Genomic DNA, 20,606 nt, shown 5'->3' on the forward strand with positions numbered 1-20,606 from the left:
GGAGGAGGACACTATGCCGAAGGATACTAACGCAGACCCGCGCGCGATGACGCGGCGCCAGCTCCTGGCACGGAGCATGGCGGCGGGAACGGCGTTCCTGGTGGGCGCGGGCTATGTCGCCGGGAAATCCGGCGCCTGGGCGCTGGAGGTGACGACACTGGCGCCCGGGACGATGGCGACGCTGATCCAGATGGCGCGCGACATCTACCCCCATGACAAGGTGCCGGACGAGAACTACGCCATCGCGGTCAAGGGCTATGACGATCCGGCCGTCTCGGCGGATATCGAAGCCGGGGTCGCCGCGCTGGACGCGGCCGCCGCGGAGAAGGGCTTCGGCTCCTATCTCGGCACCGGATGGGAGCGCGACCGCGTCGACATCCTGCGCGGCATGGAGGACAGCGCCTTCTTCCAGACCGTCCGCGGCGGGCTGGTCACCGGGCTCTACAACCAGAAAGCCGTCTGGCCGATCTTCGGCTACGAGGGCGAGAGCTATTCGAAGGGCGGCTATATCGACCGCGGCTTCGACGACATTTCCTGGCTCTGAGGGGAGGGAACCGGAATGACTGCACCATTTGACATGAACGACGACAGCGTTGTCGTCATCATCGGAACCGGCGCGGGCGGCGGCGTCCTCGCCAACGAGCTGGCCCAGAAGGGCGTCAGCGTCGTCTCGCTGGAGGCCGGCGCGCGCTACCTGCCCGACGACTACGTCAATGACGAATGGGAGGCCTTCGGCCAGCTCTCCTGGCTCGATCCGCGCAGCACCAGCGGCGACTGGCGCGTGGCGCGCGACTTCTCCGGTCTGCCCGCCTGGATCGTCAAGGCGGTGGGCGGCACCTCGATTCACTGGGCGGGCGCCTCGCTGCGCTTCCAGGAGCACGAGTGGAAGGCGCTGAGCAGCTACGGCGCGGTGGAGGGGGCGAACCTGATCGACTGGCCGATCGACGCCGCCGAGATGGCGCCCTGGTACGACAAGGCCGAGGAGAAGCTGGGCGTCACCCGCACCGGCGGCCGCGCGGGCCTGCCGGGCAACAACAACTTCAAGGTGCTCGAGGCCGGGGCGCGGGCGCTCGGCTACAAGGAGGTCCATACCGGCCGGATGGCGATCAACTCGGCCGAGAATGACGACCGCATGGCTTGCCAGCAGACCGGCTTCTGCTTCCAGGGCTGCAAATGGGGCGCCAAGTGGTCGGCCGCCTATACCGACATCCCGCGCGGCGAGGCGACCGGCAATCTCGAAGTGCGCGAGCGCAGCCATGTCGCGCGCATCCTGCATGACGACACGGGCAAGGTGACGGGGGTGGAGTATTTCGACGCCGACGGCGCGCTGCAGATGCAGAAGGCGCGGATCGTCTGCGTGGCGGGCAATTCGATCGAAAGCCCGCGGCTTCTCTTGAACTCGGCCTCCTCGACATTCCCCGACGGGCTGGCCAACAGCTCGGGCCAGGTCGGGCGGAACTACATGCGCCACCTGACGGGCTCGGTCTACGCGACCTTCGACAAACCGGTGCGGATGTGGCGCGGCACCACCATGGCCGGGATCATCCAGGACGAGGCGCGGCACGATCCCTCGCGCGGCTTCGTCGGCGGCTACGAGATGGAGACGCTGTCGCTGGGCCTGCCCTTCATGGCGGCCTTCCTCGATCCGGGCGGCTGGGGCCGCGAATTCGCCACCGCGCTCGATTCCTACGAGAACATGGCCGGGCTCTGGATCGTCGGCGAGGACATGCCGCAGGAGACCAACCGCGTCACCCTCAATGCCGATCTGGTGGATGCCTACGGGCTGCCGGCGGCGAATGTCCATTCCGACAACCACGCCAACGACCTGGCGATGCGTGCCCATGCCTATGCCCAGGGTAAGGCGATCTACGAGGCGGTCGGCGCGACCCGGACCTTCCCGACGCCGCCCTATCCCTCGACCCACAACCTCGGCACCAACCGCATGTCGGAGAATGCGCGCGACGGGGTGGTGAACCGCTGGGGGCAGAGCCACGACATCGCCAATCTCTTCGTCTCGGACGGGTCGCAATTCACGACCGGCGCGTCCGAGAACCCGACGCTGACGATCGTCGCGCTGGCCATCCGCCAGGCCGACCATATCGCCAGCGAGATGTCGGCAGGCAATCTCTGACCATCCGGCCGGGGCGCTTCCGCGCGTCCCGGCCAATAGCGCGGCCAATAGCGCGGTCAGTAGCGCGGGATGCCGTACTGCTTGATCTTGCGGTAGAGCGTCGGCCGCGAGATCCCCAGCGCCGCCGCCACCCGCGTGAGATTGCCGTTGGCCGAGCGCATCGCCCGCCGGATCGCCATCAGCTCGACATTCTCCAGGCTGGAGACGGCCGCCTCCTCGCCCGAGATGTCCATCGCCATCAGCCCGATCTGCGGGTCGCGGATCTCGCGCGGCAGGTCCCCGGGGCCGACCCGGCCCGAAACGCTGAGCAGGTAGAGCCGTTCGATCAGGTTGCGCAATTCGCGGACATTGCCGGGCCAGCGATGCGCCTCGAGGCAGGCCACCGCCGGATCGGAAAAGGCCAGCGGCTCGCGCTCGAAACGGCGGGCGAACATCTCGTTGAAATAGCGCAGGAGCTGGCGGATATCCGCGCCGCGCTCGCGCAGGGGCGGCACGTCGATGGTGATGATGCCGATGCGGTAGAACAGGTCGCGGCGGAAGCGGCCGGTATCGATGTCGTTGCGCAGGTCGCGGTTGGTCATCGCGACGAGCTGCACATTGACCGGGCGCCGCGTGCTGTCGCCGATGCGGTAGATCGCCCGCTGCTCCAGCGCGCGCAGCAGGTAGGGCTGCAGCTCGATCGGCATGTCGCCGATCTCGTCGAGGCACAGCACGCCGCCATCGGCCAGCTCGAACTTGCCGGGCTTGCCGCCGCGCACCGCCCCGGTGAAGGCGCCCTCGACATGGCCGAAGAGCTCGGCGCCGACCAGATCCTTCGAGATCGCCGCGCAGTTCACGGTGACATAGGGCGCGGTCCGCCCCGGCAGGCGGCTATGGACCAGCCGCGCGAAGAGCTCCTTGCCGACGCCGGTCTCGCCATGGACCAGGATGGTGACATTGGCCTCGGCGGCGCGCTCGGCCAGCTCGATCGCCTCGAGCATCTTCGGCGCCTCGCCGACGATGACGATCTCGTCCTCGTCGACATTGGCGCGCGGCTTGATGCGCACATGGCTGTCCGCCCGCGGCGCGGGCCGCCGCCCGTCGCCGAGAAACAGCGCCGCCCCCCGCAGCCGGCCGTCGCAGGTCAGCCGCTCGATCCCGGAGGTCTCCAGATCGGGCGGCAGCGCGGCGCGGATATCGGGCTCGGACATGGAGGAGGTCAGCGGCAGCAGCTGGCGGCCGACGGCGAATTCGGGCTTCGGCAGCTCCAGCCGGTCCTCGAGCCCGCGGCGGTAGACGATGCGCCCGCTATTGTCGAGCAGGAGCACGCTGCGGCTCGAAAGGCCGGTTTCGGAATTCAGGAACGCCTCCAGCAGGATGGTGCGCTCGCGCCGCTGGTGTTCGGCCAGGGCGATCTCGATTTCCCGTCCCGCGGCGACGACCAGCGCGATATTGTGCTTGCGGAAGATCTGCGGCGGGCCGGACAGATCCACCACGCCGATCACGCTGCGGTCGAAAGGATCGAAAATCGGCACCCCGGCGCAGGTCCAGCTTTTGACGCCCTCGCAGAAATGCTCTGCGGCATGGACATAGGTCGGCTTTCCGGTTTTCAGCGCCGTGCCGATTCCGTTTGTCCCGATGGCATTTTCGCTCCAGACCCCGCCGACTTCCAGGTGGATTTCCCGTCCCTGGTCGATCACGGAATTGTCGCCGATCGCCTCGATGATGACGCCATTCCGGTCGGTCAGGATCAGAATGGCCTTGGCTTCGGACAAATGCGGGGCCAGCCGCGAAAACGCCGCCCGGGCGGCATTGCGCAGCGCCTCGTTCTTGCGCCGGAGCCGCGCCAATTCGTTCGACTCGACGATCTTGCGCGAGGCCGCCCGCGAGGCGTCGACCCCTGAAATCAGGCTGCGCCGCCAGGACTGGACGATCTCCGAGCGAACCATCGGCAGCGGCCTGCCATCGTCGCAGGCGCCCGAGACATAGGTCTCCCAGGCCTTGCGCGTGCTCGCCTCGGAATAGTCCCGTTCCGCGGCCGGCCCCGGGCCGGTCTTCCGGATCTTGTCGAAGTAGCTGCTGCGTGACATGGATCTCTCATTGATTTCCGGGTCTTGCGACGTGGCGGCCTATGTCTCGTGAGGGCGTCAGCCGAGGCCGAGGCGCCGCTCCAGCTCGGCGGCAAGGTCCGCCTCCGGCATGGCGGAGCCGATCTCGCAGCCGTCGAGCTCTCCGATGGCGCCGAGCATTTCGTCCGCCACCGGCGAGAGATAGCCGCGCTCCGCAGTTGCGATCCGGAAGGTCCCGGCGGGAAATCCGTGCCTGATTTCGCCCAGAAGCTGGATCTGCCGGCCGGTTCTCCGGCAGGTCAGAACCACGCGCCCATTCAGGCTGATCCTGACATAGGGTTCGGGTTCCAGCGCTTTCGCCGCCCCGCCCATGTCGTGAAGGACGAGCCCGTCCGGCCTGGGCGCCTCCTGTTTCTGGCGGTTCTGCATTGCAGAATAGCCGCCGCCGCTTATCTGGTCCGCAAGCTTCCGGATTGTCGCCGCGTTCTCAGATATCAGGCGTTTCGCTCGCACGTCCTCGGGACGCGGGCCCTCGCGTTTGTTTATGATATCCAATGCACCTCTCCCTGGCGGAAAACCTAGCCATGGAGACATGTTTTCGCAACGTAATATTTTGATACATATCATCGGATTCCGGGGTAACTCCCGGCAACGGAAACGCTTTCTTGAGGATTAAAACTTGCAGTCCGGCCTTTCGCGGGCCGGCGCCGCCGTCCTGGGCGCGCGCCGGTCCGCAACGGGCCGCGCCGTCAGGCGCCGAGCGCGTCGAGCGTGGCGCCCAGCTCGGTCACCAGGCGGTCGGCATCCGCGGTGGAGAAGCACAGCGGCGGGCGGATCTTCAGCGTGTTCGAATGGAAGCCGGTCGCCGAGATCAGGACGCGCCGCGCGCGCAGCCCGGCCACCGCCGCCAGGGCCAGATCGCCGTCCGGCGCCTTCGTCTCGCGGTTCTTGACGAACTCGACCCCGGTATAGAGCCCGGTGCCGCGGACGTCGCCGATGCCCTCGTGGCGGGCCATCAGCTCGCGCAGTCCGGCGCGCAGATGACGGCCCACCCGCGCGGCATTGGCCTGCAGCTCCTCCTCGTGCAGCACGTCCCAGACCGCCTGCGCCGCCGCGATCGCGACGTTGTTGCCGCCGAAGGTGTTGAAATAGCGCATCTCGCGGCCGAAACGCTCGACCAGTTCGGGCCGCAGCGCCACCGCGGCGACCGGAAAGCCGTTGCCCATCGGCTTGCCCATGGTGACGATGTCGGGCGCGATGCCGTGGCGCTGGAAGCCCCAGAGCGCCTCGCCGGTGCGGCCGAAGCCCGACTGCACCTCGTCGGCGATGAAGACCCCGCCCGCGCGGCGCACCACTTCGGCCACCGGCGCCAGCAGCCCGACCGGGTCGGAATAGATCCCGTCCGAGGAGAAGACGCTGTCGGCATAGAAGGCGGCCAGCCCGTCGCCATGGCGCTCCAGGTCGTCGATCTGGGCCTGCACCTCGGCGGCCATCCGGGCGCCCATCCCGGCGGGATCCATCCGGTAGCTGTCCGGCGCCGGCACCCGGCGCACCCAGGTCCCCAGCGGCGAGCGCGGCCCGAGCGAGGGCGAGAAGCCCGCGGTCATGAAGGAATTGCCGTGATAGGCCTCGGAGGTGATGATCACCCCCCGCTTGCCGGTGTGGTGGCAGGCCAGCCGCAGCGCCAGGTCGTTGGCCTCCGAGCCGGTGCAGGTGAACATCAAGTGCTCGATGCCGCCGCCGAAGCTCGGCAGCACGGCCTCGGCGAAATCCAGGATCCCGTCGCCGACATAGCGCGTATGGGTGCACAGCAACGCCATCTGGCGGCTGACCGCCTCGACCACGCGCGGATGGGCATGGCCGACCGAGGGGACGTTGTTATAGGCGTCGAGATAGTCGCGCCCCTCGCTGTCAAAGAGCTTCGAGCCCTCGCCGCGGGCGATCTCCACCGGCTCGGCATACATCAGCCGGTAGGCCGGGCCCAGCAGCTTTGCGCGGCGCTCCACCGCCTGGCGGATGCGGGGCTCCAGCCCGGCGGTCTTCGCCGGGTCGAAGCCGTTGACCATGGTGGGCACGTGGCGGGGCGTCATGGCGGGATCCTGGTCTTTCATCGGGTCAGCTTTCGGAGGGTGCGATCAGCAGCAGTTTGAGGTCGTTGACATTGGTGCCGGTGTGGCCGGTGACAAGCGCATGGCCCGTCGCCTCGAGGAGCGGCGCGACATCGTGGCGGGCCAGCGCCGAGGCGGCATCCAGTCCGGCGGCGCGGAAGGCGGCGGCGCTGGCGCCATCGGCAAGGCCGCCCGCAAAGGGCGTCGGCCCGTCGGTGCCGTCGCTGTCCATGGCCAGCGCGGCGATGCCGTCGAGCCCGTCGATCTCCAGCGCCGCCTGGACGGCGAATTCCTGGTTGGGCCCGCCCGCAGCCTGCGCGCCGGTCAGCGGGCCGAGCAGCACGGTGGTCTCGCCGCCCGCGACAAGCAGGCAGGGCGCTTTGGCGGGCCGTCCGTGGTCCCGGATCTCGCGGGCGATGGCCGAAAGCGCGCGCGCCAGCGCGGTGCTCTCGCCCTCGAAGGCGGTCGACAGGATCAGGGGCGCGATCCCCTGCGCCCGGGCGGCTTCCGCGGCGCCGAGGCAGGCGGCATCGGCGGTGACGAGAAGCTCGGTCTGCAGCTCGAGATGCGCCAGATCCGCCGCCGTGGCGGTTTCCTCGGCGGGATCGGCGCGGTCGATATGGGCGATGACCGCAGGCGGCAGCCGGTCGCGCAGCCCGTAGCGGCCGAGCACCGCGGCGGCATCGGCGAAGCGCGACCCGTCGGGCACGGTCGGGCAGGTGATGCAGTCGAGCCGGTCGCCGATCACGTCCGAGACGGTCAGGTTCGCCAGCGTGGCGCCTGCGGGCAGGCTGCGCGCCAGACGTCCGCCCTTGACCGTGCTGATGTGCTTCCGGACGGCGTTGATCTCGACGATGCCCGCGCCGCAGCCGAGCAGGATGCGCGAGGCCGCGGCAAGATCGGCGAGCGCCAGCCCCGGCACCGGGTCGCAGAACAGCGCCGAGGAGCCGCCGGTGAAGCAGGCCAGCACCAGATCGCCGGGCCCGACGCGCGACAGCAGCGCCCGGGTCTGCCGCGCCGCCTCGAGGGACGCGTCGCTGGGCAGCGGATGGTCGGCCTCGATCACGCGGATATGGGGCAGGGGGGCGGCCGCGCCGCGCTTGACGGTGACGAGCCCGCCGGTGATCCGCGCGCCGAGCACCCGGTCGAGCACCGTGGCGATGGGCAGGCTCGCCTTGCCCGCGCCGATGACGAAGACCTGCCGCTCGGCGGGAAGCGGGTGGAGCCGCGCCCCGAGCCTGAGCCCGCCGGGCTCTAGCGCAATCGCCGCCTGCGCGGCGCTGCCCGGATCGGCCGCGGCGAGCCCGGCTTCGGCAATGTCGAGCAGCTGGCGCCGCAGTCCGGCCTCGCCGGCTCCGGCCAGGATGTCCCGGTTGCGGAAATAGCCCGGCACGCCGGCGCCCTGGCTCTGCAGGGCTGCCACGCTCATGCCGCGCGCCCCTCTGCTGTCATCCGTGCCTGCATCGCCCTCTCCGCTGCCTGCCTGTCTGCCACTGTCCGCCTCCGGCGACCAGTTCCAGAATAGGTCCCGTCTCGATTGGCGACAATTGTCAATCGGCAATCCGGCTTTGTCAAACGGCTTCCGGCCGGCTGTGGCGATGCCGCGCGGCGCTTGGCCGGCACCGCGGCCTCCACCGGGTGCTGCATTGCACTGGGGAGGCCGGACGGGACCGGGATTGGCCCGCGGCCCGCGCGTTCCCGGGCATGCCGCCGCCCGGGCAAGCGCCCGGCACAAGGGCGGGGACATCGGGCGCGCCCCGGCGTCGCGGTTCGCCGCCGCGCGGCTCCGCGAGTTGCACCGGACCGTTCCGGGAGGCCGCCGCGCCAAAGGCCGCTTCGCGGCGGCGGGTCTGTCGTGTAGCCTCTTGCGCAAGGGCCGGGGTGCGTCCCCGCGGAGGAGGGAAATCGCCATGACTGCCAGGTTCCGCCGTGCCGTTCTGCTCGGCACCGCCATATCCGCCGCTGCGGCGGCGCAGGGACAGGAGGCCGCGGACACGATCTATGCCGGCGGCCCGATCCTGACCATCGTGGAGGCGCAGCCCAGGGCCGAGGCCGTCGCGGTCCGGGACGGCCGGATCATCGCGGTCGGGCCGCTCGCCGCCATGGTCGATCTGCAGGGCGAGGCGACGGAGGTCTTCGATCTCGGCGGACGCACCATGCTGCCGGGTTTCGTCGACAGCCACGGCCATGTGGTGATGGGCGGGCTGCAGGCGCTCTCGGCCAATCTGCTGGCGCCGCCCGATGGCCGCGTCACCGACATCGCCAGCCTGCAGGAAACGCTGCGCGCCTGGGCGGCGGAGAATGCCGCGATCGTCAGCGAGGTGAAGATGATCATCGGCTTCGGCTACGACAATGCCCAGCTCGCCGAGCTGCGCCACCCGCTGCGGGAGGAGCTCGACGCGGTCTCGGCCGATCTGCCGGTGATGATCGTCCACCAGTCGGGCCATCTGGGCGTCGCCAATTCGAAGGCGCTGGAGCTGGCCGGGATCGGCGCCGGCACTCCCGATCCCGATGGCGGCGTGATCCGCCGGGCCGCGGATGGCGCACCCAATGGCGTGCTCGAGGAATATGCCTTCTTCACCGCGATCGTCCCGCTCCTGGCGTCGCTCGGCCCGGACGGGATCGCCGCCTTCGCCGAGGCGGGCGGGCAGCTCTGGGCGAGCTACGGCTATACCACGGCGCAGGACGGGCGGTCCTCGGCCGGGGTGGTCGAGGCGCTGCGGGCGGTGGATGCCGCAGGCCGCCTGCCGGTCGACGTGATCGCCTATCCCGACGTGCTGGAGGCGAAGGACTTCATCGAGGCGACGGTCTCGAAGACCTATGACGGCCATGTGCGCACCGGCGGCTGCAAGCTGACCATCGACGGCTCGCCCCAGGGCTTCACCGCGCTGCGCGACCGGCCCTATTACGATCCGGTGGGCGACTACTCGCCGGGCTATGCGGGCTATTCGGCGGTGACCATGGCGCAGGTGCAGGAGGCGGTGGACTGGTGCTATGCCCGCGGCATCCAGGTGATCACCCATGCCAATGGCGAGGGCGCCTCGGACATGCTGATCGCGGCGCTCGGGGCGGCGCAGGCGGAATACGGCGATCCGGGCAACCGCCCGGTGCTGATCCACGGCCAGTTCCTGCGCGAGGACCAGGTCGACAGCTACCAGCGGCTGGGCGTCTTCCCCTCGCTCTTCCCGATGCACACCTTCTACTGGGGCGACTGGCACCGCGAGCATACCGTCGGACCGGTCAATGCCGAGAACATCTCGCCCACCGGCTGGGTGCGCCAGCGCGGCATGATGTTCGGCAGCCACCATGACGCGCCGGTGGCCTTCCCCGACAGCATGCGCATCCTCGACGCGACCGTCACCCGGCGCACCCGCTCGGGCGACATCCTCGGCCCGGCGCAGCGGGTCGACGTGATGACCGCGCTCAGGGCGATGACGATCTGGCCCGCCTGGCAGCAGTTCGAGGAAGACAGCAAGGGCAGCATCGCGGTCGGCAAGCGCGCGGATTTCGTCCTGCTCTCGGGCGATCCGACCGCGGTCGATCCCGAGACGCTGGACCAGCTGCGGGTGATGGCGACGATCAAGGACGGCAGGCTGGTCTACGAGCGCAGCGAGGGCGTGCAGAAGGGCGGGCTGCGCCTGCCGCTGGCAACCGATCCGGAAACGGCGGACCGGCTTCTGCATGCCATGGCCGAGGGGCTGGGCCGTCCCTGACCGGGGCTCAGAGCTCCATGCCGCCGCCCGCCAGGGCGCTCCGCCAGGCATTGACCGCCTCGAGCGCGGCGCGCGCGCGGTCGGGATCGGCGGCGGAAAGCACCATCAGCAGCCCCTCGAGCAGCGCCACCGTCCCGGCATGCAGCCCGACCCCGCCGGGCCGGCCGCGCGGCACGCGCAGCACCAGTCCCGCGCGGCTGTCGGGCAGGACGGGCCCCTGCGCGGTGACGAGGACCGAGGCCAGCTCCAGCTCTTCGGCCCGGTCGAAAAGCGCGCGGATTTCGGGATAGGCGCGGTCATAGGCCAGCGCGACGACCATGTCGCCGGTGCCGATCCCGACCAGATCGTCGGCGAATTGCAGCCCGGTGCGGGTGACGGCCCGCGCGTCCAGCCCGAGCCGCGCCAGCTGGGCGGCGAAATACCCCGCGATGAAGCCAGACGGGCCGATGCCGAAGACATGGATGCGCCGCGCCGCCGCCATCGCCTCGGTGGCCCGGCGGATATCCTCTGCGCCAAGCGCGTCGATCGCCGCCAGCGCCTCGCGCAGCGCTGCGGTCGAGACGGCGAGCGCGTTTTCCCGCGGAACGTCCGCCAGGTCGCGCGCCATCCGGTCCGCCAGCGTCAGGTCGCGGCGCAGCTCGGCCGCCATGGCGCGGCGCAGCGCCTCGAGCCCGCCATAGCCGAGCTTGCGCGCCGTGCGCACCACCGTCGCGTCGCTGGTGGCAGCGCCGCGGGCGATCTCGGCGGCCGGGGCGAAAAGCATCGTCTCGCGGTTCTCCGCCAGCCAGCCGGCCACGCGCGCCTCGGCCGGGGAAAGCCGGTCGCGCAGCGCGGCGAGCCGGGCGGGAAAGCTGTCATCGGTCATCGGCGGAGCCCCCTTCCGGGGCGGCCGTTGCGCTGTGCCGTCCCGTGATGTAGTAATGACTACAGTCGAGTCGCAATCATTACAAGTGCGGGGATGCCCCATGCCGGCTGATTTCTGGACTGTCCTCTTCCCGGCCGTCGCGGCCGCCTTCCTGGCCTCGGTCGTCGAGGTGGTGGAGGCCTTCACCATCGTTCTGGCCGTCGCGCTCACCCGTGGCTGGCGTCCGGCCCTGGCGGGGACCGGCGCGGCGCTGGCGCTTCTGGCGGCGGTCGTGGCGCTGCTCGGGCCCTCGCTGCAGCTGGTCCCGATCCGGCTCCTGCAGGTTGCCGTCGGCGTGCTCCTTCTGCTCTTCGGCATGGGCTGGCTGCGCAAGGCGGTGCTGCGCGCCGCCGGCATCCTGGCGCTGCATGACGAGGAGGCGGCCTTCGCGCAGGAGACCGCGGCGCTCGGGCGGCAGGCAGGCGGGGCCCGCACGCTCGAATGGATCGCCGGGATCGCCGCCTTCAAGGCGGTGCTTCTCGAAGGGCTGGAGGTCGCCTTCATCGTCGTCGCGGTGGGCGCGGGCAAGGGGCTGCTGCGCGAGGCGGCGCTCGGTGCGCTCGGCGCCTGCCTCCTGGTCCTGGCGGCCGGGTTCCTCCTGCGCCGCCCGCTGGCGCGGGTGCCGGAGAACGCGCTGAAATTCGGCGTCGGCGTGATGCTCTCCGCCTTCGGGGTGTTCTGGACGGGCGAGGGTCTCGGCGCGGACTGGCCCGGCGGCGATCTGGCGCTGGTCCCGCTTGCGGCGCTCTTCCTGGCGGCGGGGCTCGGCCTGGCGCGGCTGGCGCGCGCCCAGGCGGAAGGGAGCGCGGCATGACGCTTCTCGGCGATGTCCTGCGGGAGCTCTTGAAGATGTTCGTCGCCGATCTGCGGCTGACCCTGGCGACGCTGGCGGGGGTGGCGCTGGCGGGGGCGGGGCTCGGCACCGGCCTCCTGCCGCCGCTCGCGGGCGGGGCTGCGCTGGTGCTCCTCTGTCTCGGCGTCCTGGCCGAGGCGGTGCTGCGCGAGGCCCGCCGCCGCCGTTGACGGAGCACCAGCCCGACCAGCCCGGACATCGCGGAGAGGGCCGAGGGCACGGCTCTGCCGGCCCCGGGGAAAGGATCGCGAGCGGTCAGGGCAAAGAAGTCCGGCTGCCGCGAAAGCCGCCCCGGAGGCGAGCGATTTTCGGCCTGGGCGCGGACGGATGTCCCGCAGCCGCTCGGGACCGCCTCGGCGCGGACGGCCATCACGGGCCGCAGGGACAGCCCCCCTTGGCGGCCGGGGCAGGCGCGGAAGTGGCGGGCCGCGGGAGGAGCCAGACCGGCAGATCGCGCCGGACGCTGCGCAGACGGGCGTCATCGCGTCGGCGGATCGGGCGCCCGGGCTCTTGACGCCGCGGCCCGGCGCGGGCTGATTGGCTGCCGGGGCCGATGGCACTTGCCGATATCGTGACTGCCGCGCGGCGGTTCCGCGTGGCAAAAGGCCGGACCGGGACACAGATCCCGGGCCAGACCCTGACGATGCGGCCTGCCCGCCCCCTGCCAGACGACACGCCAGACCGGACCTATCCCAGATGCATGCCTTCCTCTCCCATCTCCTCCCGGCCCTCGACTCGCTGGGGGTCTGGTCCTACTGGATCATCGGCCTGGCCGCGATGCTGGAGGGCTGGTGGGTCACCGGGGTGATCGTGCCGGGCACGGTGATCGTCGATGCCGGCGGCGCGCTGGTGCGGCTCGGCCATCTCGATTTCCTCGATCTGGCCTGGTTCGTGGCGGTCGGCGCGATCCTCGGCGGCGAGGCAAGCTGGCTGACCGGGCGCTGGCTCGGCAGCCGGGTGAAGCTGCCCGAGAGCCGCGCCTTCCGCCGCGCGCAGGAGCTGGTGCGGACCCGCGGCCCGCTGGCGCTGGTCCTGGGGCGGTTCCTCGGGCCGGTGGCCAGCCTCGCGGCCCTGGCCGCGGCGCTCTCGGGGATGGAGCGGCGGCGCTTCCACCTGTGGAACATCGTCAGCGGCATCGTCTATGCGCTGGTCCATGTCGCCGCGGGCTATGCGGCAGGCGACCTGCTGGCGCGGATCGCCCCCTATCTGCCGCGGCTGGCGCTGCCCCTGGGCGTCCTGGCGGCGCTTGTCCTCGTGACCTGGATCGTGGCGCGGCAGGCGCGCCGCGGCGCGCCCGCGCTGAGGGCCGGGCTCTCGGTGCTGCGCCAGCGCCTGGCGGCCTGGCCGCCCGCCGCAAGGCTGGTCGCGCGCCATCCGCGCAGCACCGCCTTCCTGCACCGCAGGCTCGACCCGTCCCATGGCGGCGGGCTCCTGGCCACGGGGATCGTGCTCCTGCTCCTCTATCTCGCCGGGGTCTTCGTCGACGGCGCGCTGGATCTCGCGCTGGTGCCCGACACGGCGGCGCTCGATGCGCGGGTCTCGAACCTGGCCCATGCCTACTGGACGCCGGCCGGGCTGTCGCTGGCAGGCTGGGTGACGCAGGCAGGCCATGTGCCGGTGGCGGCGCTCGCGGCGCTGGCCGGGGTACTGGGCTTCGCGCTGGCCGGGCGCCGCGCGGCGGCGATCGGGCTGGCCGCGGCGGTGGCGGGCAATGCGGTGACGGTGACGCTGCTGAAGCTCGCCTTCGGGCGGGCACGGCCGGAGATCTCCTATTTCCTCGAGACCTCGCACAGCTTCCCCTCCGGCCATGCCGCGATCTCGGTGGCGCTCTATGGCAGCCTGGCGCTGCTGCTGTGGCGCGAGCGGCTGATCGGCCCGACCCTGGCGATCTGGTCCGGGGTCGGCATGGCCGCCGCGCTGGGGATGACGCGGATCTACCTGGTGGAGCATTTCCTCTCCGACGTGCTGAACGGCTGGGTGATCGGCGCGATCTGGATGGTGATCGGCTTCGCCATCGCCGAGGCGCTGCGTCCGGGACCGGGGCGGGCGGCGCGGCCGCGGCCGTTTGCCGGGCTGGCGGCGGCCGGGGCCTGCCTGGCGGCGGCGCTCTGGATCGCCGTGCGCCATCACCCCGAGCCGGTCGCGCGCGATGCTGCGCATCCCGCCCCCATCGCCGATCTCGCGCAGGCGGCGCAGGGCGGGCTGCCGCTCGGGGTGGTGACGCTGGCGGGCGATGCCCTGCCGGGGGTGGGCCTCCTCTCCTCCGGGGCGGGGATCGAGGCGATTGCGGCCCGGCTGGAGGCCGGGGGCTGGAGCCGGGTGCCGCCGCCCGGGCTGGCCTCGGGCCTCGCCGCCCTGCGCCAGGATTTCGCCGATGCGCCGCGTCCCGGGGCGACGGCGCCGCTGGCCTTTCTCGATGCGCAGCCGGCCGGGGCGACCCTGCGCGCGCCCGCGCCGGGCGGGCTCCTGCGGCTGTGGCTGGCGGGGCAGGCGCCGGAAGGCGCGCCGGTCGTGGCCTGGGCCTTCGCCGCGGAGGGCCGCCATGACGGGGCGGCGCCGGCCCGGGCCGAGGCCGCGGCGCTGGCGCTCCTGAAGGCGGACGGCCTCCAGCCAGAGCCTGCGGCGCCCGGCGGCGGCCCGCTGCTCCTGCGCTTCTCTGGCGCGGCGGCGCCCTGAGCCCCGCCTCCCGGGGGGGGGGCGGCGGCGCGCGCGCCCGGTTCCTCCGGGCCGCGCTCTGCCGCTCTGGTCCCGGCAGGCAGCGGCGCCGGCAGGCCGAGGCATATCGCGAAGGGCCCGATGCCGGTCCGCGGGCGACGGGTGCCCGTCAGGCTGAAGAAGATCGCACCGCGCTGGCTCGGAACCGCGAGCGGGACGGGGAGCCGGAAGAGCGGGCTCCAAGAGGCCCGTCCGGCGTGTTTCGCGTGGGAGCCATCGGCGTTCCCACCGGATCCCGGCGAACTCCAAAAACGCGAACTGCTGTCGAAATCACTCCACCAAAGGTGGTTGCCCCGGAAGCCGGCCGGAGGGGCCTGCGCTCCGGGCGTCTGCCGCGTGTCGGAGGCCCGGGCACCGGCCTAGGCGATTCTACCTATGCCCCTGACCACGCAAGGGGGCAGGCGGCGCGCATCGGGCGCGGCAAGCTACCCGAAGGAGTAGGAAATCGATCCGTCTTGCCGGTCGGTTCACCCCTTCGCGGGCCTTCAATGTGAAGGTGCCTCGGGGCTACAAGTTTAACACATTGATTGACCAAGACCTTCACGGACGAAGCGGGGCAATGCTCCGCAGACCTCCGGATAAGACGGATAAACAAGGTAGCGGGGCTCAATTTCGAACCCTCCTCCGGTAGCCGGTCCCGGCCGGGGCTGGAGGGGGCCCGCGATTTCTTTTGTGAAAGCCGGTGGCCGCCGGAAACGGCGGTCACCAATTTTTCCAAGTTTTTGCTTAATGATTTCAGTATCTTGAAAATGGGAAGAGCGGCACCGGCAACGCGCCGGGCCGCTCTTCCTGCCTCGGGGGCCTGCGCCGCCCCGTGCGGTTCCGGCTCGCCCTGCGGCGCCGTGCGGGCCTGTCCCCGGCGGGCGCCGGAGGAAAGTTCGGGAAAAGAATGAACCTCTTGCCGAGCTGCGGCGACCAACGGTTGTCGCTCGCCCGGACGTCCCTGCGCGAGCCCCATCCCAAAGGACGAGGCACCCGACATGACCGAAGACGCAACCCCCCCGACCGACGCGGCTCCGCAGGACTGGAGCGCGCATCTCGCCGGCATTCTCGAGACCCTCGACGGGCTCGATCTCGACCCCGGCAGCTTCGACCGCGACTTGCTGGAAAGCCAGCTCGCCATGTTGGGCGAACGCGTCTCGGCCCCCGGCGCGGGGGCCGCGAGCCTCGTCGAGCTGCAGGCCGCGGTGGGCGAGACGCTGCAGCAGCAGATGGCCGAGATCGCAGGCACCATCTTCGGGCCCGACACGGGCGCGATCGGAGAGGAGGCAGACCTGTCCTACAAGGCCCGCGCCGCCGCCATGGTCTCGGCGATGGACAAGGTCTTCAACAACAGCAGCGTGGTCATGAAGGCGCTCTCCGCCCCGGAGCGGCCCGAGACATGGACGGATGCGGCCGCGAAGAAATCCCAGGTCGACGTCTTCCGCAAGGAGATGGCCTACACGCTCTCGGTCATCGACAATGCGAAGAATCTCGGCCGCCAGATCGGTTCCTCGGACTCGCTCTTTGCCGAGGGCGACGGGCAGGGCGCCCAGATCGCCACCTTCGCGCTCGACGCGCTGAAGACCGCCACCCAGGCCAAGATGATCTTCGATGTCGGCCTGGCCGAGGGGCTGGCGCAGAAGAGCTTCGACGCGCTCTCGGCGCTCGAGATCCAGGATGCGGGGCTGCGCGGGACGATCAACGCCTTCCTCGCCGGGGTCACGGCCGATCCGGTCGGCGGATCGCTGACCACGCAGCCTGTCGAGGCGGACGGCGAGACCAAGTATCCCGACTACAAGACCGGGCTGAAGGCGCTGGCGGAGTCGCTGGCGGAGGATCTGGCCCGCATGCAGGAGGAGCTTGCGGCGGACCGCCCCGGGCTCGAAGAGGAGATGCGCGCGCAGACCGCGCTGATCGAGGCCAAGGAGGCGGAGATCGCCGAGCTGGAGGCCCGCAAGGCGGCGCTGACCGGGGGTGATATCCCGGTCGCGGCAGCGTCGGCGGCGCTCGACCGGGAGAAGGCGGCGCTGCAGGGCGAAATCGACGTGCTCAACCAGGGCATTGCCGACACGCAGGCCGATCTAGACAACCGCAGGCTGGCAATCGACGAATACACCGATCTGGGCCAGGCGCTGGACGGCACGGCGGAGGATTTCAAGGCGGCCTCCCGGACCGTGGCGCTCGGCGAGGGCAGCTACAAGCTCCTGTCGCTCGGCTCCTCGATCTCCGGCATGGTGGCCAGCGGCGTCGGCGACACCGCCACGACGACGGGCTATGTCGCCGGGGGCATGTCGATGGCGGCCGATCTGGCCGATCTCTTCGCGGCGGTGGAGAAGTACCGGGACGCGGCCAAGAACTTCCAGGCCGGCGCGGGCGCCTTCTCGGGCGTGGTGGGCGTCGGCCCGCAGATCGCCACCTTCGCGCAGTCGATCATCGACCTGAAGGACGCGCCGGAGGGGATGGAGGGCTACTATATCGGCGAGGCCGTGGTGCAGGGCGCCAACCTGGCGATGGGCCTGGCGATCGGCGCGCTCACCAGCTACGCGGCGATGGCGGGAACGACCGTGTCCTCGGCGGTGCCGGTGCTGGGGGTGATGGCCTCGCTCGCCTCGGCGGTGAACCCGCTGCAATGGGCGTCCTTCTCGCAGGCCAATGACCATCTCGACGATGTCCGCGACAAGGCCGATATCGAGAGCGCCGCCTACGAGACCAGCGCCGACTATCTTGGACAGCTGCTGGAGACCTTCCGCAATATCGATGTCGGCTTCTATGTCGCCGAAACGGCGGTCGGCGTGTCCGGCGGCGTCGGCGCGACCGCGGCGGCGGCCACCGGGGTCGGCGCGCCGGTCGCGCTGGCCATTGCCGGGATCACGGCCGGCCTTCAGGGCATCCTGGCGGCGACCAAGCAGGCCGCGCTGAACAAGGCGGCGGAGAATATCGCCGACAAGATCCGCGACTTCGACGGCGGCGTCGAGGGGTTCTTCGACCAGAGCTTCGACTTCCAGAGCGACCGCGAGCTCGACGACTTCTTCGCCGAGGCCCAGGCGCTGATCGAGAGCGGCTTCGACAGCGTCTCGGCGCTTGGCTCGGTGCAGATGACGGCGAGCGACCTGGAGCTGGCCGGGCTCGCTGGGATCGGCGGCGAGATGGGCAAGACCCAGGCGCATTTCGCCGGCCATCTGGAGGAAGGCGACCTCGGCACCGGCGACTGGGACCGCGAGGAGATCCTGATCGAGAAGGGCACGATCCTGCTCGGCGACGCGGCGGAGGAGGCGACCGGCAAGCAGACGCTGCTGCAATTCATCACGCCGATGGCGGCCTCGGGCGACGAGGAGCTCGACCGCGACAAGACCGGCAAGCATTCCTACGAGACCACGCTGAAGATCGAGGATCTCTCGGGCTGGACGCTGATCGACGGCGGCGACAGCACGACCTTCGACCTGCGCAATGTCGTCACTCAGGCCCGCGAGGCCCGGAATGCCGCGCTGGAAGAGGTCCCGATGAAGATCGAGGGCAATGCCGGGGACGACATGTTCCTGATGACCGAGACCTCGGGCACCTCGGCGGCGACCCGCGGCAGGCCGAATATCGACGGCGGCGAAGGGCAGGACTCCGTCACCTATGCCAACCTCACCCATCTGGCGGAGGGGCTGCGCGTCACCACGAACGGCGCGGGCAATCTGGTGGTCCGCAAGATGCTCGACGCGGACACGACCATCCTCGAGGGCGCCATCGGCACGACCGAGGTGAAGCGCGGCAAGGAAACCGAGCGGATCGAGTACAGCTACATCACGGTCAGCGAGGTCGGCGAGATCACGACGCTCCATGACGAGCTCAAGGACATCGAGATGCTGGCGGGCAGCCAGCAGGATGACGTGATCCTGGTCGCCAACTACAACAAGGCGCTGCTGCTCGCCGGGCTCGAGGGCGACGACTTCATCAAGCTCGGCCAGGGCCATGCCGCCCTGGGCGGCGAGGGCGACGACACCTTCCTGCCGGCGCGGGGCTTCTCGACCGTGGGCGAGACCGACACCGACCTGCCCGAGACGGTGGAGATCGACGGCGGCGCGGGCCATGACACGATCCTCCTGAACGGCGCCTGGGGCGAGACGCTCTTCAAGCTCGGCGCGCACTACCTCGTGGCGGGGCAGATCCTGGAGGACGACCCCGAACTGATGGACGCGCTGATGCCCGCGGAGCTGGCCTCGGAACTGGGCGAGGACATCGCGGTCGCCACCATCGCCAACCTTCTGTCCGAAGACGGCTGGGCGATGACCTCGATCCTCGCCTTCGCCGGGATCGAGAACGTGACCTGGGACCTGCAGGGCATGATCGACGTCGTCTATGGCGAGGAGGCAGCGGCGCTTGGCGGCAATCTCGACCTGGGCGAGTTCCGCGACGCTGCCCGCGCGATCCTCGACCGCAGCACGGTCGGCGACTACGAGGGGATCATCACCTATGACGCCTCGGGCCTCGCCGCCACCGCCACCGAAGGCGGGCAGCAGATCGGCTACGCGATCCGCGGCACCGCCGAGAGCGAGGGCATCATCGGCAGCGCCTTCGCCGACCTGCTTTTCGGCGGCGACGGCGACGACGTGCTCGACGGCGGCGCGGGCAGCAATGTCCTGATCGGCGCCGAGGGGGCGGACCGCTTCCTCTTCGACATGTCGCTCGACGCGGACACGACCGTCTCGCTGGTGGATTTCAGCCTCGAGGACGGGGTCACCGATTTCGGCACGCAGACCCTGGGCGACACGTTCCGCTTCGACCTGACGAACCTGCCGACGGCGGATCTCTCCTTCTCGGTCGCGGGCGGGACGGATCTGGTGGTGGCCAGCGGCACCGCCACCGTGGTCATCGAGTCCTTCTTCACCGAGGCCTATGACGCCAGCCAGGCCGGCCCGGTCCTCTCCTTCGACAGCGCCTATGGCGAGGGGTCGGCCGGCTTCGGCGAGATCCCCGGGCTCATCGCCCGCAGCAGCGGCGGCGCGCTGACGCTGGAGAAGGCGGCCGATCTTTCCGGTGCGGGCGGCGGCTTCTTCGGGCTGCAGAGCCTGCTCTCGGGGCTGAAGGGCGACCGGACGAAGATCGTCTCGGGCGATTTCGACGGCGACGGGAAGGACGACTACATCGTGCAGAGCAGCACCGGCGATGCCCCGGCCAAGGTGTTCCTGTCGCAGGGCGACGGCGATTTCGCCTTCGACGGGCTGCTCTACCAGAATTCCGGGATGAATTCCGGACGGTTCCGCGGCGACCTGACCGATCTGCTGGTCGGCGATTTCAATGGCGACGGGCTCGACGACTTCATCCGCCAGGAAAAGGGCAGCTGGGACAACGACAGCAAGAACACGGCCGAGCTCTACCTGGCGACCGGCGGCGGCAGCTTCGAGCGGGCCGGACACGTGAACCAGCTGGCCGGGCGCAGCGATGTCTTCAAGGGCGACCTGACCAACATCATCGTCGGCGATTTCGACGGCGACGGGCGCGACGACCTGATCAAGCAGGAGAAGGGCGCCTGGGACGATGACGACGCCAACACCGCGCAGGTCTACCTGTCGACGGCGGATGGCGGCTTCGCGCTCCATGCCAACCTGAACGCCGCCACCGGGCAATCGGGCGATCCGTTCAAGGGCGACGAGACGCTGCTGATCGCCGGGGATTTCAACGGCGACGGGCTGGACGACCTTCTGCGGCAGGACAAGGCGGCGGGCGGCGACGGGCAGTTCACCACCGAGATCTACCTGGCCACGGGCGGCGGCGATTTCGAGCTGCTGGGCGATCTGGGCGCGCTGACCGGCCAGTCCGGCAATCCGTTCCGCGGCGGCGACACGACCCTGACCGTTGACGATTTCGACGGCGACGGGCGCGACGACATCCTGGTGCAGGACGGCGAGCGCGCGCTGGACGTCTATCTCGCGCAGGCGCTGGTGCCGGGCTTCGCCCATGAGGCGAGCTTCGACATCGCCACGCCGCAGCACCTGACCAACCTGATCTCCGGCGACTATGACGGCGACGGCGATGCCGACCTGATCCGCCAGGAGAAGGGCGCCTGGGACGACGACAATCTCAATACCGCAAATCTCTACGACTTCGACCTCGGCTAGCCCCGGCAGCGCGGGCGGGCCGCAAGGGTCCGCCCGCCGCGGGACCAT

Annotated in this window: 12 protein-coding genes; 7 read left to right on the plus strand and 5 right to left on the minus strand. The window is 70.6% G+C overall.

Annotation, left to right across the window (positions count from 1 at the left end):
- Nucleotides 1-13: 13 nt before the first annotated feature.
- Both FGX59_RS07260 and FGX59_RS07265 read left to right on the plus strand, forming a co-directional pair.
- Nucleotides 14-544, plus strand: coding sequence for a Twin-arginine translocation pathway signal (locus tag FGX59_RS07260; RefSeq protein WP_138465864.1), 531 nt, complete (start codon nucleotides 14-16; stop codon nucleotides 542-544).
- Nucleotides 545-559: 15 nt separating this feature from the next.
- On the plus strand, nucleotides 560-2,131 hold the full coding sequence (locus FGX59_RS07265) for a GMC family oxidoreductase (protein ID WP_138465865.1): 1,572 nt from the start codon (nucleotides 560-562) through the stop codon (nucleotides 2,129-2,131).
- Between the two features lie 56 nt (nucleotides 2,132-2,187).
- Here the strand turns inward: FGX59_RS07265 and FGX59_RS07270 are convergent, their stop codons facing one another.
- The 4 genes from FGX59_RS07270 to FGX59_RS07285 all read right to left on the minus strand — a co-directional run bounded on the left by FGX59_RS07270 (nucleotide 2,188) and on the right by FGX59_RS07285 (nucleotide 7,716).
- On the minus strand, nucleotides 2,188-4,200 hold the full coding sequence (locus FGX59_RS07270; RefSeq protein WP_138465866.1) for a sigma-54-dependent Fis family transcriptional regulator: 2,013 nt from the start codon (nucleotides 4,198-4,200) through the stop codon (nucleotides 2,188-2,190).
- Between the two features lie 57 nt (nucleotides 4,201-4,257).
- Nucleotides 4,258-4,806 carry a hypothetical protein gene (locus tag FGX59_RS07275; RefSeq protein WP_240722298.1) on the minus strand — a complete coding sequence of 183 codons (549 nt, stop codon included), beginning with the start codon at nucleotides 4,804-4,806 and terminating at the stop codon, nucleotides 4,258-4,260.
- 122 nt (nucleotides 4,807-4,928) lie between these two features.
- Nucleotides 4,929-6,269 carry an aspartate aminotransferase family protein gene (locus tag FGX59_RS07280; RefSeq protein WP_240722300.1) on the minus strand — a complete coding sequence of 447 codons (1,341 nt, stop codon included), beginning with the start codon at nucleotides 6,267-6,269 and terminating at the stop codon, nucleotides 4,929-4,931.
- Nucleotides 6,270-6,294: 25 nt separating this feature from the next.
- Entirely contained in the window at nucleotides 6,295-7,716 is a 1,422-nt protein-coding gene (locus FGX59_RS07285) for a glycerate kinase (RefSeq protein ID WP_138465867.1), read from the minus strand.
- A 481-nt stretch (nucleotides 7,717-8,197) separates the two neighbouring features.
- Between FGX59_RS07285 and FGX59_RS07290 the strand changes: the two genes are divergently transcribed.
- Nucleotides 8,198-10,000 carry an amidohydrolase gene (locus FGX59_RS07290; RefSeq protein WP_138465868.1) on the plus strand — a complete coding sequence of 601 codons (1,803 nt, stop codon included), beginning with the start codon at nucleotides 8,198-8,200 and terminating at the stop codon, nucleotides 9,998-10,000.
- Between the two features lie 7 nt (nucleotides 10,001-10,007).
- On the opposite strand, the gene FGX59_RS07295 is transcribed toward FGX59_RS07290, so the two are convergent.
- Nucleotides 10,008-10,865: a MurR/RpiR family transcriptional regulator gene (locus FGX59_RS07295; RefSeq protein ID WP_171060549.1), complete on the minus strand. Its 858-nt coding sequence runs from the start codon at nucleotides 10,863-10,865 to the stop codon at nucleotides 10,008-10,010.
- Nucleotides 10,866-10,965: 100 nt separating this feature from the next.
- Between FGX59_RS07295 and FGX59_RS07300 the strand changes: the two genes are divergently transcribed.
- The 4 genes from FGX59_RS07300 (at nucleotide 10,966) to FGX59_RS07315 (ending at nucleotide 20,558) form a co-directional block, all read left to right on the plus strand.
- Nucleotides 10,966-11,718: a COG4280 domain-containing protein gene (locus FGX59_RS07300; protein WP_138465870.1), complete on the plus strand. Its 753-nt coding sequence runs from the start codon at nucleotides 10,966-10,968 to the stop codon at nucleotides 11,716-11,718.
- Nucleotides 11,715-11,927, plus strand: coding sequence for a hypothetical protein (locus tag FGX59_RS07305; RefSeq protein WP_138465871.1), 213 nt, complete (start codon nucleotides 11,715-11,717; stop codon nucleotides 11,925-11,927). The genes FGX59_RS07300 and FGX59_RS07305 overlap by 4 nt, the downstream gene beginning before the upstream one ends.
- 526 nt (nucleotides 11,928-12,453) lie before the next feature.
- Nucleotides 12,454-14,433, plus strand: a complete 1,980-nt coding sequence (locus tag FGX59_RS07310) for a phosphatase PAP2 family protein (RefSeq protein ID WP_138465872.1) — start codon at nucleotides 12,454-12,456, stop codon at nucleotides 14,431-14,433.
- Nucleotides 14,434-15,452: 1,019 nt separating this feature from the next.
- Nucleotides 15,453-20,558, plus strand: coding sequence for an FG-GAP-like repeat-containing protein (locus FGX59_RS07315; protein WP_138465873.1), 5,106 nt, complete (start codon nucleotides 15,453-15,455; stop codon nucleotides 20,556-20,558).
- Nucleotides 20,559-20,606: the final 48 nt, after the last annotated feature.

Origin of the sequence: Poseidonocella sp. HB161398 (assembly GCF_005870025.1) — a bacterium.
GTDB lineage: Bacteria > Pseudomonadota > Alphaproteobacteria > Rhodobacterales > Rhodobacteraceae > Mangrovicoccus.

What these genes read in the sequence shown, in the direction of transcription:
- FGX59_RS07260 (WP_138465864.1), top strand. Translation starts at nt 14, where the DNA reads ATGCCGAAGGATACTAACGCAGACCCGCGCGCGATGACGCGGCGCCAG.
- FGX59_RS07265 (WP_138465865.1), top strand. Translation starts at nt 560, where the DNA reads ATGACTGCACCATTTGACATGAACGACGACAGCGTTGTCGTCATCATC.
- FGX59_RS07270 (WP_138465866.1), bottom strand. Translation starts at nt 4,200, where the DNA reads ATGTCACGCAGCAGCTACTTCGACAAGATCCGGAAGACCGGCCCGGGG.
- FGX59_RS07275 (WP_240722298.1), bottom strand. Translation starts at nt 4,806, where the DNA reads ATGATATGTATCAAAATATTACGTTGCGAAAACATGTCTCCATGGCTA.
- FGX59_RS07280 (WP_240722300.1), bottom strand. Translation starts at nt 6,269, where the DNA reads ATGACGCCCCGCCACGTGCCCACCATGGTCAACGGCTTCGACCCGGCG.
- FGX59_RS07285 (WP_138465867.1), bottom strand. Translation starts at nt 7,716, where the DNA reads ATGAGCGTGGCAGCCCTGCAGAGCCAGGGCGCCGGCGTGCCGGGCTAT.
- FGX59_RS07290 (WP_138465868.1), top strand. Translation starts at nt 8,198, where the DNA reads ATGACTGCCAGGTTCCGCCGTGCCGTTCTGCTCGGCACCGCCATATCC.
- FGX59_RS07295 (WP_171060549.1), bottom strand. Translation starts at nt 10,865, where the DNA reads ATGACCGATGACAGCTTTCCCGCCCGGCTCGCCGCGCTGCGCGACCGG.
- FGX59_RS07300 (WP_138465870.1), top strand. Translation starts at nt 10,966, where the DNA reads ATGCCGGCTGATTTCTGGACTGTCCTCTTCCCGGCCGTCGCGGCCGCC.
- FGX59_RS07305 (WP_138465871.1), top strand. Translation starts at nt 11,715, where the DNA reads ATGACGCTTCTCGGCGATGTCCTGCGGGAGCTCTTGAAGATGTTCGTC.
- FGX59_RS07310 (WP_138465872.1), top strand. Translation starts at nt 12,454, where the DNA reads ATGCATGCCTTCCTCTCCCATCTCCTCCCGGCCCTCGACTCGCTGGGG.
- FGX59_RS07315 (WP_138465873.1), top strand. Translation starts at nt 15,453, where the DNA reads ATGACCGAAGACGCAACCCCCCCGACCGACGCGGCTCCGCAGGACTGG.